Genomic DNA, 15,656 nt, shown 5'->3' with positions numbered 1-15,656 from the left:
CTTGCGAGCCCTTTATTTCACCATGTGTTAAATGGCGTTGGCTTGATCTACCGCATTACCTATGTAGGTTGCAGGGGTCAGTTCACGCAATAACTGTTTGGCTTCTTCGGGGATATCCAGGGTTTCCACAAATTGGGTCATCAGCTCTTTGGTGATGGCCTGGCCGCGGGTCAGCGCTTTTAATTTTTCGTAGGGTTCTTCTACATTGTAGCGGCGCATCACGGTTTGGATAGGTTCGGCCAGCACTTCCCAGGCGTTGTCCAGGTCTTCCTCCAGGCGCGCGCGATTTAATTCGAGCTTGCCCATGCCTTTTAACGTGGAAGCGTAGGCGATCATGCTGTAGCCAAAGCCTACACCCATATTGCGCAGCACCGTGGAGTCGGTGAGGTCGCGCTGCCAGCGGGAGATGGGCAGCTTTTGCGCCAGGTGGGTGAAAATAGCATTGGCGATGCCCAGGTTGCCTTCGGAGTTTTCAAAGTCGATAGGATTGACCTTGTGCGGCATGGTGGAGGAACCCACTTCGCCGGCGATGGTTTTTTGCTTGAAGTAGCCGAGGGAGATATAGCCCCAGACATCGCGGTCGAAGTCGATCAGGATGGTGTTGAAGCGCGCAACCGCATCGAACAGTTCGGCGATGTAGTCGTGGGGCTCGATCTGGGTGGTATAGGGGTTCCAGGTCAGGCCCAGGCTTTGCACAAATTGTTGTGCGTTGGCTTGCCAGTCGATGCTTGGGTAGGCGGACAGGTGCGCGTTGTAGTTGCCCACGGCGCCGTTGATTTTGCCCAGCAGTTCCACTGCTTTTACCGCGTTGACCTGGCGGCGCAGGCGTGCGGCCACGTTGGCCATTTCCTTACCCACGGTGGTGGGTGATGCGGTTTGGCCGTGGGTGCGCGAGAGCATGGGTACCTCGGCATAGTCGTGGGCCAGTTTCACAATGCCGGCCACAATTGCCTCAGCGTCTTTCAGGAATTCTTCACGGCCTTCGCGCAGCATCAGGGCGTGGGACAGGTTATTGATGTCTTCCGACGTGCAGGCAAAGTGTACGAATTCGAGAACAGCTTCCAGCTCGGTGTTGCCGGCGAATTGTTTTTTGAGGAAGTATTCCACGGCTTTTACGTCGTGGTTGGTGGTGCGTTCAATGTCTTTGATTTGCTGCGCCTGGTTTTCGTCAAAGTTGGCAACCAGGTTATCCAAGAAGCTATTGGTTGCGGCACTGAATTCGGGCACTTCGCTGATTTGTGCATGGCGGCTTAACTGTTGCAGCCAGCGCACTTCCACTTCGACACGGAAACGGATTAAACCGAATTCGCTGAAAATTTTACGCAGGGCAGTGGTTTTGCTGCCGTAGCGGCCATCTACCGGGGAGACGGCGTTGAGGGCCGAGAGGGTGTCGAAGGAATTGCTCATGGTGGTTTCCATTGATCAAAGTTAATTAAACATTTTGTATCGAATACTACGGATGTTGAGAGGGAAGAATAGGCTTTCGCTCAGGGACGAGAGAGGCATGGATGCCGACCTCGAGCCTACAGGGACGTATTGACGGCGTGCTCTGAGTGAAAGCCTATTCTTTCCGTTGCACCGCTAGTCACATCCGGCGCAATAAATCCTCTACCTGCCAGGAGATTTGCTTGCGATAAAACAACAGCTGCCAGCGGTTGCCGCCCACCTGGCGCCAGAGCATGGCGGAGCGGATGGCGGCGAGCAGCAGGGCGCGAATCTGGTTAGCGATACGGGTTTGTTGCAAGTACTGGTATTCGCCATTGACCTGGATGCGGTAGCGGAAAGTGCTGATGGTTTCGCTATAGAGGCCGCCGAGGTTGGCAATCACATTGTCGTGGGTACTGCCAAAGGTTTCCGCTTGCTGGGCCGCCTGGTCGATGCGGCTGCCGATCACGCCGAGCATATCGCGGCGTCCGGCGAGCTTTTTTTGCAGGTGTAACACCCCAAGCCCATAACGCAGGGTTTCACGGTATTTGGATGAGCTAGGGCGCAACAGCTCGCGCATGATTTCAAGGCCGGTGCGCAGGTTGGCGGCATCGCCACCATAAACGGCCAGGGTGTCAGGTGGATTCAGGTCAAGCAGGCTTTCAATACTGCATTTGAAGGCATCCGGCGGCAAATGGCCGGTGCGCGCCACCTGGTCAACCAGGTGGGTGGCCTGGAAAATGCCCGCCAGGGCGAGGGTAATGTCTTGCCAGTTTTTGCTCACGCAACGCTCTCTCGCAATCGGTTAAAGGTGATATAAAGCTTAACAATTATCGGTGGATTCAATCACCGCGCCGCCCAGGCAGGTGTCGCCATCGTAGAGTACCAGGGATTGGCCGGGGGTCACGGCGCGTTGCGGCTCATCAAAGAACACATCCAGCCTGCCGTTATCCAGTACCTGCACACGGCAGGCCTGGTCCGGCTGGCGGTAGCGGGTTTTAGCCATGCAGCGGAATTCGCTGGCAGGCGCGCTGCCGTTGATCCAGTGGGTCTGCTGGGCGAGCAGGTGGTTGGTATAGAGCAGCGGGTGGTCGGTGCCCTGAACCACAATCAATACATTACGGCCCAGGTCTTTCTGCGCCACAAACCAGGGCTCTTCATTGGCACCTTTTACACCGCCTATACCCAGGCCCTGGCGCTGGCCGATGGTGTGGTACATCAGGCCCATATGCTCGCCGATCACCTGGCCATCCGGGGTTTGGATCTCGCCCGGCTGGGCCGGCAGGTATTGCTGTAAAAAGTCTTTGAAGCGGCGTTCGCCGATAAAGCAGATGCCGGTGCTGTCTTTTTTGTTGTGCGTGACCAGGCCGTGCTCTTCGGCAATACGGCGTACCTCGGGTTTTTCCAGTTCACCCACCGGGAAGAGGGATTTGGCAAATTCGGCTTCACCAACGGCATGGAGGAAGTAGCTCTGGTCCTTGTTCGGATCCAGGCCTTTGAGCAGCAGGGTGTGGCCATTGCGGTCGGCGCGGCGCACATAGTGGCCGGTGGCAATCAGCTCACCGCCCAGCATCTGTGCGTATTCCATAAAGACTTTGAACTTGATTTCGCGGTTGCACAGGATGTCCGGGTTGGGCGTGCGGCCAGCCTTGTATTCCTCAAGGAAGTGCTCGAATACATTGTCCCAGTATTCGGCGGCGAAATTGGCGGTGTGCAGCTTGATACCCAGCTTGTCGCACACCCTCTGCGCATCGGCCAGGTCGGCCTTGGCGGTACAGTATTCGGTGCCATCGTCCTCGTCCCAGTTCTTCATAAACAGGCCTTCAACTGCATAACCCTGCTGTTGCAGCAACAGGGCAGAGACAGAGGAGTCCACACCACCGGACATACCGACAATAACCTTGGCACCGGGGGAGCGGCTGGTGGTGACAGGGGCAGTGGAGGGCGTTACATCAGACATGGCAACCAGAATCGGCAAAGGAAAAAGGCGGGCATTTTACCCGCCTCGTACCGGCTGTGCCAATGCAAGGTGTCAGAACAGGCCCCAGAATCGGGATAAACCCTAGAAAAGCGTATAGATGAACCCTGCCAGGGCCGATTGCTGGCTGGCAACTACCAGGGCGCCGAGCAATACCAGCACGATGATGATGGGCAGCATCCAGAATTTTTTACGTACTTTGAGAAAGCGCCAGAGGTCTTGCAGGAATTCCAACATCAGAAGGGATTCTCCAAATCGGTAGGGCTTAGTGGCTGGGAGCGACGGATTTTATAGCTGTCGGCCTCAGGGATAACATTCGGATGATAATGCAGTTTGTGGCGTCGGCGCTGTATCCAGCCGATCGGGGTGATCAGCAGGAAAAACACCAGGCCCAGGATAATCCGGGTGTTGATCCACCCCAGGATTCCGGTGAGGGCCATCCAGAGCTTTTGGACGGGAGCCAAACTGGGCGGATGGAGCCAGGCTTGCAGCAACAAGATGCCGCTGATGGCCAACGGCCAGTAGGGGATAGCGTAGTTGAACAGCCAGGGCAACAGCAGGCAGAAGACAACTGGAAAGGCGATCGCCAGGGTATAAGCAAATTCGCGCAAGGCTTTGGTGGTGGGCGGTGTGGATGTGTGCATGGCTTAGTCCGGTGCGAAGGCTTGCTGGCGTGCCTGGTGGATGGCCTGGGGGGATTGCTGGTGTCGATCCAGCAGGTAGTTACCCATCACCAGGTAGTCCATCTCGGTGCGCAGGAAGCAGTCATAGGCCTGTGCCGGGGTCGATACCGGCGGTTCACCGCGCACATTAAAAGAGGTATTGATCAGCAACCCCCAACCGGTCAGTGCCTTAAAGGCGTGTAACAGGCGGGTAAAGCGCGGGTTGGTCTCTGCCGAGACGGTTTGCACCCGCGCGGAGTAGTCCACATGGGTAATGGCCGGCAACTGTGAGCGCGATTGCTTTAACTTGTCGAGGCCAAACAGGGGTTCACCGCTATCGGGCAGGCGCCAGTCGTTAGCGAGCGGTGCTACCCGCAGCATATAAGGGCTGGTGCTATTCAGCTCAAAATAACGGGCGGCCTCTTCTTCTAAGACCGCTGGAGCGAAGGGGCGGAAGGACTCGCGGTATTTGATTTTGAGGTTCATGGTGGATTGCATGGCCGCCGAGGCCGGGTTGCCCAGGATAGAGCGATTGCCCAGGGCGCGCGGGCCGAATTCCATGCGTCCCTGGAACCAGCCGACCACCTTATCCTCGGCCAGGTGCCGGGCAACATGGGTGTAGAGTTGTTCGTCATCCAGGTGTTGGTAGGGCGCGTTGCGCTCCTCCAGCAGTTGCCGGATGTGGACATCGTCAAATGCCGGGCCCAGGTAGGCCCCCTGCATGGTGTCGCCAGCGACGGGTGTGCGTGGTTGATCGTAGTATTGGTGCCAGGCTTGCAGGGCCGCTCCCAGGGCGCCTCCGGCATCGCCGGCAGCGGGTTGAATCCAGATCTGCTTAAACGGGCCTTTGCGCAGCAGCTCGCCATTGGCGACGCAGTTCAGGGCGACACCGCCAGCCAGACACAGGTTTTCCATACCGGTTTCCCGGTGGAGGCTGGTGGCGAGCTTCAGCACTATGTCTTCGGTCACCTGTTGTATCGAGCGCGCCAGATCCATGTCTTTTTGGGTGGGTAGTGTATCGGGCGAGCGCGGCGGGCCGCCAAAGAGCGCATGGAATTTGTCGTTGGTCATGCGCTCGCCGGTGGGATAGGCAAAGTAATCGAGATTGAGCCGGAAACTGCCATCGGGTTTGACATCAATCAGGTGTTGGTAAATCTGCTCCACATAGCGCGGCTCGCCGTAGGGCGCCAATCCCATTAACTTGTATTCACCGGAATTCACGCGAAAACCGCAGTAGTAGGTGAACGCGGAATAGAGCAGGCCAAGCGAATGGGGAAAATGGATTTCCCATAAGGGTTGCAAGTCGTTGCCATGACCTGACCAGGCTGAACTGGTTGCCCATTCGCCGACGCCATCCAGGCAGAGTACTGCTGCCGAGGCAAAAGGGCTGGGAAAGAAGGCCGAGGCGGCGTGTGCCTGGTGGTGCTCGGTAAATAACAACCGGGGTAGGGGGGCGGCAGGTGCTGTATCTGGCGGAAGTGTGTGGCTTGGTAGAAGTGCACGCAACTCACGGCGTAAAAGGGTTTTCAGGAACAACTTTTCTTTTAACCAAATCGGCATGGCGCGCAGGAAGGAGCCAAAACCGCGCGGCGCATGGGCGAGGTAGGTTTCCAGCAACCGTTCGAATTTGAGCAGCGGCTTATCGTAAAAGACTACTGCGTCCAGTTGGTCGAGGGTACAGCCCGCTTCATCCAGGCAATAGCGCACAGCCTGGGTGGGAAAAGCGGGGTCGTGTTTGATACGGGTAAACCGCTCTTCCTGGGCGGCGGCGATGATCTTGCCGTCTATGACCAATGCCGCGGCACTGTCGTGGTAATAGGCGGAAATCCCCAGAATGCGTGTCATAGTGGCCGATCGTGTGAGTTATGGTTGTTTATTAAATTTATGTGTGCGAGTGACCTGCATGGTAATGGCGCGATTTACTTGATGCAATCACCGCATTTGGTTATGGTAACCGGCACATCCGGCTGGGCAGTTATTTTGTCGATAACCATAACGAATCATTAGAAATCGCCTAAGCTTTCCTATCGCAGCGACACCATTCTTATAAATAATCGCACTCAGGTGTTTTATGCGTATTTGGTTTTTTCGCGCCGTACTGGTGGCTATCCCGCTTTTGTTTTTTGCCCTGATCGAAGCCGCTTTGCGGTTATCGGGTTTTGGCTATTCCTATCCCCTGTTTATTTCCGATCCATCACAACCGGGCTACCTGCTAACCAATCCGCATGTGGTCAACCGCTATTTCCCCAAACCGGAAATGGCACCGCCGGTCAAGATTGAGTCCACCTACTTTACCCGGCAGAAAAGGCCCGATGCCCTGCGGGTTGTCATCCAGGGGGAATCATCGGCGGCGGGCTATCCCTATGGGCTGGGTGCGTCGCTTGCGGGTATGTTGCAGCAGCGTTTGCAATACCAGTACCCGGATCGTTATGTCGAAGTGATACAGACGGCCATGTCGGCCGTTAACTCTTACACCCTGCTGGATTTCAGCCGGGAAATCCTCGCGATTGAGCCGGACCTGGTGGTGATTTATACCGGTCACAACGAATACCTGGGCGTGATGGGGGTGGGGTCGGCTTATGCCAGCCACAGCCGCGCGACCACCTTGCTCATGTTAGCCCTTAAAGACCTGCGCCTTTACCAGGCACTGCAACGTTTGTATGTCACCTGGCAAGGTGAGCGGCCGCGCACGCAAGCGAATGATGAGGCCGGCAATCGCACCCTGATGGCGCGGGTGGCGCGCGAAAAAAATATTGTGTTGGGCTCTGCCCTGTATCAACAGGGATTGGAACAGTTTGAAGGCAATATGACGCTGTTGCTGGAGCGCTACCGGAAAGCCGGAGTTCCGGTGTTGATAGGTACAGTAGCCAGTAATCTTCGTCACCAGGCTCCTTTTGATACCGGTGAAACAGCGCCCGAATTGGCACAGGTTCTGGAATCTATCCCGGCGGATATTGAACAAATCCCGCTGGATGAGGTACACCGGCTACAGGTGCAATTACAGGCGCAACTCGGGAGGCAACAACATGCCTTGGCGGCTTATCGCCTGGGACAGCTTGCCGATCGACAACAGGACTATGCCAGTGCCTTATCCTGGTACACCAATGCGCGCGATTGGGATCAATTGCGTTTTCGTGCGCCCTCGGCGATGAATGAGATTATCCAGCGCGTCTCTGCCAAAACCGGCGCGATTTTGGTTCAGAGTGAAATCCAGTTAGCGGTGCAATCGCCACAACGCATTATTGGCAAGGAAGTAATGCTGGAGCATTTGCATCCGAATGTGGATGGGTATTTCTGGTTGGCAGATGCCTATTTCACCCCATTGCTTCGCCAATTGCCTTTGCAACCCAAAACCCCCAGGGCAGATACACCGCTGGCCCGGCAGCAAATACCCATATTGCCCGCCGAGTTTTATACCGCCGAATCATCTATCGAGCGCCTGCTGGCCGATTATCCCTTTACGCACACGCCGCGCGCTGTGCGTGAGTTGCCTGTGCGCAACTGGCAGGATCAATTGGGTAAGGATATGGTGGATAAACGCATTGACTGGTTAACCATGGTCAAGCTCAGTTATGAGGGCTATAAAAAAGAAGGCAATAAAACCGGTGCTGTTACAGCGCTGGTTCTCTTGGCCGACGCCTTACCGACGACAGTCGATGTGAATTACTCGGCGGGTACGGAACTGATCCAGCTAAATCGTTTCGGAGAGGCCATTCGCGTGTTGGAGCGTGCCGTGCACTACTCGGAAAAAAATATAAATGCCCACCTGGCGCTGGCCCATGCGCGGATTTTGAGTGGTAACGCGCGTGAAGGGGAACGCTTGCTGGATCAGGTATTGCTATGGCAGCCGGATAATGTGACGGCTAAAACAGTGAAACAACAATTGGCTGCGCGCAGGGCGCAGGCAAAATAATGTCTGGTGTTCCGCTGATGAATGGTCAATCGAATCCGCCCAAAATCCTTATTGTCGGCGGTGGCACTGCCGGTTGGATGGCGGCTAATTTGATGGCCCATTGCTGGGTTGCATCGGGTGTTGAGGTCAGCCTGCTGGAATCGCCGGACATCGGCATTATCGGTGTGGGAGAGGGATCGACACCCCAGCTAAAACGTTTCTTTGGTTATCTGGGCATTGCCGAGCAGGAGTGGATGCCTGCGTGCCATGCCACCTATAAAAACGGTATTCGCTTTAAGGGGTGGTCGAGCAAACCGGGCTATGGGGAATATTTTCATCCCTTTGATTCCGACATCGACCTGCATACCCAGCCGGCGTTTTTTTACAACTGCGATGTGCGTCGCCATGGGGTGGATGTGTATGCCCACCCCGACCGTTTTTACCTGAGTGCCCATTTGGCCGAGCATCATAAGGGGCCGCTGCCAGCGCCTAATTTTCCGTTCAACATCGGTTATGGCTATCATTTTGATTCGGGGTTATTGGGGCAGTTTTTACGTAACCGGGCTGTGGGCCTTGGTGTAAACCATATCCAGGCGAAGGTGCAATCAGTCCAGCGTGCAGGTTCCGGTGAGCTGGTGTCCGTCACAACGGATCAGGGGCATATCATCACTGCCGATTTTTTTGTGGATTGCACGGGCTTTAATGCCCTGCTGATACAAAAGACATTGGGTGTGCCGTTTAAAAAATTTGCAGACAACCTGTTTAATGATGCGGCTGTTGCCATGCCCTCGCCCCAGGGAGCGGTAATAGGCAGCCAAACCCTGTCTACGGCTATGCGTTACGGGTGGGCCTGGGAGATTCCATTGACCCATCGCATTGGCAATGGCTATGTCTATTCATCGGCGTTTTGTTCGGCGGATGAGGCTGAAACCGAATTGCGCCGCAAGCTGGGTTTGCTCGATGCCGATGTACAGGCGCGCCACCTCAAAATGAATGTGGGGCGTTTGGAGCAACATTGGTCGTACAATTGCCTGGCAGTCGGTTTGTCGCAGGGGTTTATTGAGCCGTTGGAGGCAACAGCACTGCACATTGTGCAGGAGACTATCCAGGGATTTATCGATGCCTGGGAACTGGGCGGTTTCACCCCGGCGAACCGCGATGCGTTTAACCAGCGGATTAATGCGCGTTTTGAAGGCGTCCGCGATTATATTGTTGCCCACTATGTCTGTAATTCGCGTAGCGATACCGACTACTGGCTGGCTAACCGCAGCCATCAGGCGATTTCCGATAATTTGCGTGCGGTCTTGCAAACCTGGGTTAACGCGGGAAATGTGGTTGAGCAAATTACCCGGCGCGAGATGGATAAATATTATTTGCCCATGTCCTGGTACACCCTGCTGAGCGGTTATGGCCTGTTTCCCGATCGGCAGGCGTTGCAACCGGGTACGGCAAAGGCGCATCGCTATCGCCTGGACGATATAGATGCGTTTATTGCCGGATGCAGTTTAAATTTCCAGGAGCAGGCTGCCTTGTTGCAGCGGGGATAACACCTGTCTGGCCATGTCCATTCACTCACCCACCACACGCAAGGGAAAACGGCGTCCCGCGCGATACTCTTCGATAATCTGCAAGGTCATGGGGCTGCGCAGCTGGTCTCTGCGCGCCAGGATTTCCTCGTAACTCAGCCACACGGCTTCCAGGATTCCGCTGTCCAGTGGGATATCGGGGTTGTGGCTGACAGGGTCAGCAATAAAGGTCGTGCGCAGGTAGGTCACCCCATTGCCTGGTGCGGTATACAGGTTAATACCCACCACACCGGTGAGCTTAACCGTCCAGCCGGTTTCCTCCAGGGTTTCACGCACGGCAGCTTGTTGCAGGGTTTCGTGTGGATCCAAATGACCGGCGGGCTGGTTGTATACTCTTTGCCCGTCGGCTTCTTCGTAAACCATTAGATAGCGGCCATTATGTTCAACAATAGTGGCGACAGTGGCGTGGGGAGCCCAGGTCATAGCGATTCCTTGGTCAGGTCTGTTAATCGGTGAGAGTGGCGAGCGGCTTGGCATATTAGCGCCGGGCAGGACAAGTGTAAAAACTTGTAGCTGTGCTGGCATTGTTTGTATCTCTGCGTCTATGCTGCGCTGCTGCTGCAGGCCGGCATCATGATGAATGTCATCACTTGGCCGTAGAAATGCCTGTGCGCCTTGGCTTGGCTGGTGAATGCTTTTACTATGCCGTCAGACCGTGTGGTCGGTTATTTGTATTTATACACTGGCATTGCAAAATGCCGGGTCATTGGGAGTGTGGCTCTTCCCCTGTTTTGGATGTGCCCGCCTGCTGTGCGCTTCTCCTTCCTTTGACGCTGTTTTCCGGTTTCCCTTCAACGCGATGGTTTTTCAATCATGAATAAAACCCTTAAATCCATTTTTATTTCCCTGGGTGTGCTGCTGCTTATTGTTGCTTTGCTTGCCGGTATTAAGTTTGGCCAGATTATGGCTATGGTACAGGCCGGTGAAAACCAGCCCCAACCCACCGAGACGGTAAGCACCTATACCGCTGAAGTGCAGAAATGGCCTAACACCTATACCGCTGTGGGCACTGTTGAAGCATCGGAAGGTATTGTCATTACCGCCCAGGTGGCCGGTAAGGTGGCGAGTATTGCTTTTAAATCCGGTGACCCGGTGAAGAAAGGTACTGTGCTGCTGGTACAGGAATCCGAAAACGAGCGCGCGCAATTAAGCGCTGCTGAAGCCCGTTTGCGTTTGGCCAAGGCCAATTATGAACGCCTGGTGCCGCTGCGTAAAAACAATACAATTTCGCAAAGTGCCCTGGATGAAGCCCAGCAGCAAATGGAATCTGCCCAGGGCGATGTCGATGACCTTAAAGCGACCCTGGAAAAGAAAATTGTGCGCGCGCCCTTCGATGGCCGTCTCGGTATCCGCAAAGCGGATTTAGGGCAGGACCTGCAAGTGGGCGGCGAAATTGTTTCGCTTCAGGCAACCAATACTGTCCGTGTCAATTTCCCGGTACCGCAATTCTGGCTGGTGCAAATGAGCCGCGGCCTGCCGGTACAAGTCAGTGTTGGCGACGGCTCCGACGCCAAGGTGGAGGGTGAAATCACGGCAATTGGTGCTGAGATCAATACCCTGACGCGCAACGCTATCGTCCAGTCTTACCTCAATAATGATAAGGGATTGTTGATTCCCGGTATGGCGGTAGAGGTACAAGTGACCCTGTCCAATCCGCAAGAGATATTGGCCGTGCCCAGTACGGCGGTTATCTACGCCCCCTTCGGCGATACGCTGTTTGTGATTGAACCCGGTGAGAAAGAGGGCAGCCATCGCGCGCGCCAGCAGTTTGTGCGCCTGGGTAAATCGCGCGGCGACTTTATCGAGATTGTCGATGGTTTAAAGGCGGGTGAAGTGGTAGCCAGTGCCGGTGCTTTCCGCCTGCTGAATGGCCAGGCTGTGATTTTGAGCAGCCAACCCAGCCCTGAATATCAGCTGGAGCCCAATCCCTCGGACAGTTGATGCCGGGGATATAGGGGGAGCGGAGCTGTAGCCCCGCATGTGCAAATGCTTTTCGTCTGTGAGCTGACTTTATGAAATTTACGGATATTTTTATTCAGCGTCCGGTGCTCTCTATCGTGGTGAGCCTGTTGATTCTGATCCTGGGGATACAGGCCGCCAGTAGCCTCTCGGTGCGCCAATATCCCCGCAGTGATATTGCAGTGATTACAATCGAAACCGTGTATGTCGGCGCCAACGCCGAACTGATTCGCGGTTTTATTACTGCACCTATCGAGCGCGCTGTGGCGTCGGCAGAGGGGATTGATTACATCGCCTCTTCCAGTGTGATGGGCATGTCCACCATCAAGGTACACCTGCGCCTTAACTACGATCCGCTCAAGGCAATGACAGAGATTTCGGCCAAGGTGAACCAGGTGCGCGGCAACCTGCCACCGGAGGCCGAGGTTCCTGCCATTCGTGTGGATTCAGCCGACAGTGAATTTGCGGCGGCCTACCTGAGCTTCAGTTCGGAAATCCTGGAGCAAAACCAGATTACCGATTTCCTGACGCGCCTGGTGCAACCGCGCCTGACCGCCGTAGCCGGTGTGCAGAAAGCGGAGGTGCTGGGGGGCAGGACCTTTGCGATGCGTATCTGGCTCAAGCCCGAGCGCATGGCGGCACTCAATGTGACGCCGGTGCAAGTGCGCGCAGCCCTGGCGGCCAATAACGTCCAGGCGGCGATAGGCCAGACCCGCGGTAGCTATACCCAGGTGAACCTGCGTGCCGATACCGACTTAACCAGCGTGGATGAGTTCCGCCAGATGATTATCCGCAATACGGCAGATGGCATTGTGCGCCTGAGCGATATTGCCGATGTGGTGTTGGGAGCGGAAAGCTATGACGTCGTGGTGAACTACTCGGGTGATACAGCGGTATTCATGGGGGTTTGGGTCGCGCCTACGGCCAACTCCCTGGAAGTGATGAAAGCCGTGAATGAGGAAATGGAGATCATCAAGTCCGAGTTGCCAACAGGGTTGAGCGGCACTGTTGCCTATGACTCCACAGAATATATCGATGCCGCTATCCATGAAGTGATTAAGACCCTGACCGAGACCCTGCTGATTATTGTGCTGGTGATCTTCCTGTTCCTGGGGTTCAGTCGCTCGGTGATTATTCCGGTGCTGGCGATTCCGCTGTCGCTGATCGGCGCGCTGTTTATCATGCAGATCTGCGGCTTCTCACTGAATTTGCTGACGCTGCTTTCCATCGTGCTTTGTGTTGGCCTGGTGGTGGACGATGCGATTGTGATGGTGGAAAACATCGAGCGCCACATCCAGGAAGGTTTAAAGCCCTACCGGGCAGCCATAGTGGCGGCCCGTGAACTGGCCGGCCCCATCCTGGCGATGACGGTAACCCTGGCTTCTGTGTATATCCCCATAGGCTTGCAAGGCGGTTTGACCGGGACCCTGTTCCGCGAGTTTGCCATTACCCTGGCCGGTGCTATGACGATTTCGGCGGTTGTGGCGATCACCCTGTCGCCCATGCTGGGGTCGCGTATGCTCAAGCCGCACAAGGGCTTGAATGCGCCCTTGGAAAAGCCTTTTGAAAAATTCAAGACCTGGTATGCAGAAAAACTGGGTGTTTCCCTGGAAAACCGGGCCGGGATTTATGTGTTCTGGGTTGTGGTTGCGTTTTTGTGTGTACCTTTGTACATGATGTCACCCAAAGAGTTGGCACCGACTGAGGACCAGGGGGTGATCTTTGGCATAGTCGATGCCCAGGCCAACTCGACTGTGGACCAATCCGACTTTTATGGTCGCCAGGTGAACCAGGCGTTGATGAGTTTCCCGGAAAGTGACTTTACCTTCCAGCTAACCATGCCCACAGGCGGCTTTGCCGGCCTGGTGGTTAAACCCTGGGGTGATCGCGAGCGCAGTGTGAATGAAATCCTGCCCGATGTGCAGGCAAAACTGGCCGAGATATCCGGCCAGAAAGTCTTGCCGGTGACGCCTCCAGCCCTGCCGGGCGGCGGCCAGTTCCCCTTTGAGTTTGTATTGGCTTCTACCGCTGACATTAAAGAGATTTACGAGTATGCCCTTAAAATCCAGGAAATCATGGTCAAGTCGGGCAAGTTCTACTTCCAGGTATTGGATGTTAAGGTCGATCAGCCAGACTACAAACTGAGTATCGACCGCAACAAGGTGGCGGATTTGGGGCTGGATTTGCAAACGGTTACCAACGATGTGGGCACCCTGATGGGGGGCGGCTACGTCAACCGCTTCAATATGGCGGGCCAGAGTTACAAGGTTATTCCCCAGGTGAAGCGCATAGGTCGCCTCACCCCGGATGACTTGGCCAACCTTTACATCACCGGGCCGGATGGCGGTTTGATCCGCCTGGACCAGGTTGCCAGCATCAGCCACACCACCGAGCCGCGCACCATTAACCGCATGCAGCAGTTGAATGCGGTCAAGCTCAGTGGGGTGCCCGGCGTGCCCTTGGGTGAGGCATTGGCGTTCTTGGAGGACGAGGCGCGCAAGATCCTGCCCAAGAGTTACAGCATCGACTACACCGGTGAAACCCGCCAGTTAGTACGCGAGGGCAATACCTTCCTGCCGGCGCTGACCCTGGCGATTATCATGATCTTCCTGGTGTTGGCGGCACAGTACAACAGCTTCCGTGACCCCCTGGTGATCCTGGCGGGTTCTGTGCCCCTGGCCATGTTCGGTGCGCTGATTTTCACCTTCCTGAAATTGCCGATGCCCATGCCTTTCTTCACCAATGGATTTACCAGCACCCTGAATATTTATTCCCAGGTTGGCCTGGTAACCCTGATGGGATTGATTGCGCGTAACGGTATCCTGGTGGTGGAGTTTGCCAACAAGTTGCAGGAGCAGGGGCGGGCGAAGCTGGATGCGATCCGCGAGGCGGCAGTATTGCGCTTGCGTCCGGTGATGATGACCAGTATTGCGACCATCGCCGGTCATACGCCGTTGATCTTTGCTTCAGGCCCGGGTGCAGAGGCGCGCAACTCCATCGGCATTGTGCTGGTGCTGGGAATGACCATAGGTACCTTCTTCACCCTGTTTGTACTGCCTTCGGTATACATGTTGCTGGCCAAAGACCACCAGCATGACCACGAGCAATTGGATGAGTTGGAAGAGGATATTTCCAAGGCATAAAACAATCCTGTTCGGCAAAAAAGGGTGCTCTCGGGCACCCTTTTTTGTTAGGGTGTGCCCACTTTTTTTGACAGGATTCCTTAGGTAAGGACATCGGTGTTAACTGTGTAGAGGTAATCGCAATGGCGACGCTGGATCAATCCATTCCTGGTGTTAAAAACATTATTGCTGTTGCATCCGGCAAGGGTGGGGTGGGCAAATCCACCACGGCCGTTAACCTGGCGCTGGCACTGGCTGCCGAGGGGGCACGCGTGGGTATCCTGGATGCGGATATTTACGGCCCCAGCCAACCCCATATGCTGGGTATAGGCCAGCAGCACCCGCAGGTCATCGGTGAGCAAGGCCAGCAAAAAATGGTCCCCATTCGCGCCCATGGCATTCAGTCTATCTCCATGGGGTACCTGGTGACCGAGCAAACTCCCATGTTGTGGCGCGGCCCCATGGCGACAGGGGCATTGCAGCAATTGCTGGTGCAAACCGCCTGGGATGATGTCGATTACCTGGTGGTTGATATGCCGCCCGGTACGGGGGATATCCAGATTACCCTGGCGCAAAAAGTGCCGGTTACAGGGGCTGTGATTGTGACGACGCCACAGGACATCGCGCTGCTGGATGCCAAAAAAGGCATAGAAATGTTCCGCAAAGTGAACGTGCCGGTATTGGGGGTGGTGGAAAATATGGCCATCCATGTGTGTTCGCATTGCGGTCATGAGGAGCATATCTTTGGTGAGGGCGGCGGCGCGCGCATTGCGCGCGATTACAATACCCGGGTGCTGGGCTCCCTGCCGCTGGACTTGTCGATTCGCGTGCAGGCAGATTCAGGCAAGCCTTCGGTTGTGGCCGATCCGGAGTCGGCTATTAGCCAGCGCTATCGTGACATTGCGCGCAAACTTATCGCCGCGGTCGCCCAGCAGCGTGAACAGGATAGCGGCTTGCCGGATATTGAAATTACCGATGACTGATACGCGTTATCTGCCTGGATGAAAAAAGCCCTCATGCGAGGGCTTTTTT

Annotated in this window: 11 protein-coding genes and 1 pseudogene; 5 read left to right on the top strand and 7 right to left on the bottom strand. The window is 55.5% G+C overall.

Going from position 1 to position 15,656, the window contains the following annotated elements:
- Positions 1-27 precede the first annotated feature (27 nt).
- The 6 genes from purB to CJA_RS11985 all read right to left on the bottom strand — a co-directional run bounded on the left by purB (position 28) and on the right by CJA_RS11985 (position 5,910).
- A complete protein-coding gene (gene purB, locus CJA_RS12005) occupies positions 28-1,407 on the bottom strand; it encodes an adenylosuccinate lyase (protein WP_041551488.1) in 1,380 nt (459 codons plus the stop codon).
- A gap of 178 nt (positions 1,408-1,585) precedes the next feature.
- Entirely contained in the window at positions 1,586-2,209 is a 624-nt protein-coding gene (hflD, locus tag CJA_RS12000; protein WP_012488088.1) for a high frequency lysogenization protein HflD, read from the bottom strand.
- 39 nt (positions 2,210-2,248) lie between these two features.
- Entirely contained in the window at positions 2,249-3,385 is a 1,137-nt protein-coding gene (gene mnmA / locus CJA_RS11995) for a tRNA 2-thiouridine(34) synthase MnmA (RefSeq protein ID WP_012488087.1), read from the bottom strand.
- A 102-nt stretch (positions 3,386-3,487) separates the two neighbouring features.
- A complete protein-coding gene (locus CJA_RS19535) occupies positions 3,488-3,640 on the bottom strand; it encodes a DUF5989 family protein (protein WP_012488086.1) in 153 nt (50 codons plus the stop codon).
- Positions 3,640-4,047, bottom strand: coding sequence for an SxtJ family membrane protein (locus CJA_RS11990; RefSeq protein ID WP_012488085.1), 408 nt, complete (start codon positions 4,045-4,047; stop codon positions 3,640-3,642). The genes CJA_RS19535 and CJA_RS11990 overlap by 1 nt, the downstream gene beginning before the upstream one ends.
- A gap of 3 nt (positions 4,048-4,050) precedes the next feature.
- Complete coding sequence (locus CJA_RS11985) at positions 4,051-5,910, bottom strand: carbamoyltransferase family protein (RefSeq protein ID WP_012488084.1); 1,860 nt, start codon at positions 5,908-5,910, stop codon at positions 4,051-4,053.
- A 226-nt stretch (positions 5,911-6,136) separates the two neighbouring features.
- Between CJA_RS11985 and CJA_RS11980 the strand changes: the two genes are divergently transcribed.
- Both CJA_RS11980 and CJA_RS11975 read left to right on the top strand, forming a co-directional pair.
- Positions 6,137-7,978, top strand: a complete 1,842-nt coding sequence (locus CJA_RS11980; protein WP_012488083.1) for an SGNH/GDSL hydrolase family protein — start codon at positions 6,137-6,139, stop codon at positions 7,976-7,978.
- On the top strand, positions 7,978-9,504 hold the full coding sequence (locus CJA_RS11975; RefSeq protein ID WP_012488082.1) for a tryptophan halogenase family protein: 1,527 nt from the start codon (positions 7,978-7,980) through the stop codon (positions 9,502-9,504). Before CJA_RS11980 ends, CJA_RS11975 begins: the two co-directional genes overlap by 1 nt.
- 21 nt (positions 9,505-9,525) lie before the next feature.
- Here CJA_RS11975 and CJA_RS11970 read toward each other — a convergent pair whose 3' ends face one another.
- Positions 9,526-9,966 carry an NUDIX hydrolase gene (locus CJA_RS11970; RefSeq protein WP_041551487.1) on the bottom strand — a complete coding sequence of 147 codons (441 nt, stop codon included), beginning with the start codon at positions 9,964-9,966 and terminating at the stop codon, positions 9,526-9,528.
- Between the two features lie 390 nt (positions 9,967-10,356).
- Between CJA_RS11970 and CJA_RS11965 the strand changes: the two genes are divergently transcribed.
- From CJA_RS11965 to apbC, 3 genes and pseudogenes are all read left to right on the top strand, one after another.
- The gene (locus tag CJA_RS11965) at positions 10,357-11,484 is read left to right on the top strand and encodes an efflux RND transporter periplasmic adaptor subunit (RefSeq protein WP_012488080.1); all 1,128 of its coding nucleotides are present in this window, start codon (positions 10,357-10,359) and stop codon (positions 11,482-11,484) included.
- 71 nt (positions 11,485-11,555) lie between these two features.
- Complete coding sequence (locus CJA_RS11960) at positions 11,556-14,645, top strand: efflux RND transporter permease subunit (RefSeq protein ID WP_012488079.1); 3,090 nt, start codon at positions 11,556-11,558, stop codon at positions 14,643-14,645.
- Between the two features lie 125 nt (positions 14,646-14,770).
- A pseudogene (gene apbC / locus CJA_RS11955) lies at positions 14,771-15,607 on the top strand (iron-sulfur cluster carrier protein ApbC); the annotation flags it as partial.
- Between the last annotated feature and the right edge of the window lie 49 nt (positions 15,608-15,656).

It is taken from the genome of Cellvibrio japonicus Ueda107, from assembly GCF_000019225.1.
Taxonomy (GTDB): Bacteria; Pseudomonadota; Gammaproteobacteria; order Pseudomonadales; family Cellvibrionaceae; genus Cellvibrio; species Cellvibrio japonicus.
The sequence above is the reverse complement of the archived record's forward strand: the minus strand, read 5'-3'. Positions and strand labels throughout refer to the sequence as shown.

What these genes read in the sequence shown, in the direction of transcription:
- CJA_RS11965 (WP_012488080.1), top strand. Translation starts at nt 10,357, where the DNA reads ATGAATAAAACCCTTAAATCCATTTTTATTTCCCTGGGTGTGCTGCTG.
- CJA_RS11960 (WP_012488079.1), top strand. Translation starts at nt 11,556, where the DNA reads ATGAAATTTACGGATATTTTTATTCAGCGTCCGGTGCTCTCTATCGTG.
- CJA_RS11985 (WP_012488084.1), bottom strand. Translation starts at nt 5,910, where the DNA reads ATGACACGCATTCTGGGGATTTCCGCCTATTACCACGACAGTGCCGCG.
- mnmA (WP_012488087.1), bottom strand. Translation starts at nt 3,385, where the DNA reads ATGTCTGATGTAACGCCCTCCACTGCCCCTGTCACCACCAGCCGCTCC.
- purB (WP_041551488.1), bottom strand. Translation starts at nt 1,407, where the DNA reads ATGAGCAATTCCTTCGACACCCTCTCGGCCCTCAACGCCGTCTCCCCG.
- CJA_RS11970 (WP_041551487.1), bottom strand. Translation starts at nt 9,966, where the DNA reads ATGACCTGGGCTCCCCACGCCACTGTCGCCACTATTGTTGAACATAAT.
- CJA_RS19535 (WP_012488086.1), bottom strand. Translation starts at nt 3,640, where the DNA reads ATGTTGGAATTCCTGCAAGACCTCTGGCGCTTTCTCAAAGTACGTAAA.
- CJA_RS11980 (WP_012488083.1), top strand. Translation starts at nt 6,137, where the DNA reads ATGCGTATTTGGTTTTTTCGCGCCGTACTGGTGGCTATCCCGCTTTTG.
- CJA_RS11990 (WP_012488085.1), bottom strand. Translation starts at nt 4,047, where the DNA reads ATGCACACATCCACACCGCCCACCACCAAAGCCTTGCGCGAATTTGCT.
- CJA_RS11975 (WP_012488082.1), top strand. Translation starts at nt 7,978, where the DNA reads ATGTCTGGTGTTCCGCTGATGAATGGTCAATCGAATCCGCCCAAAATC.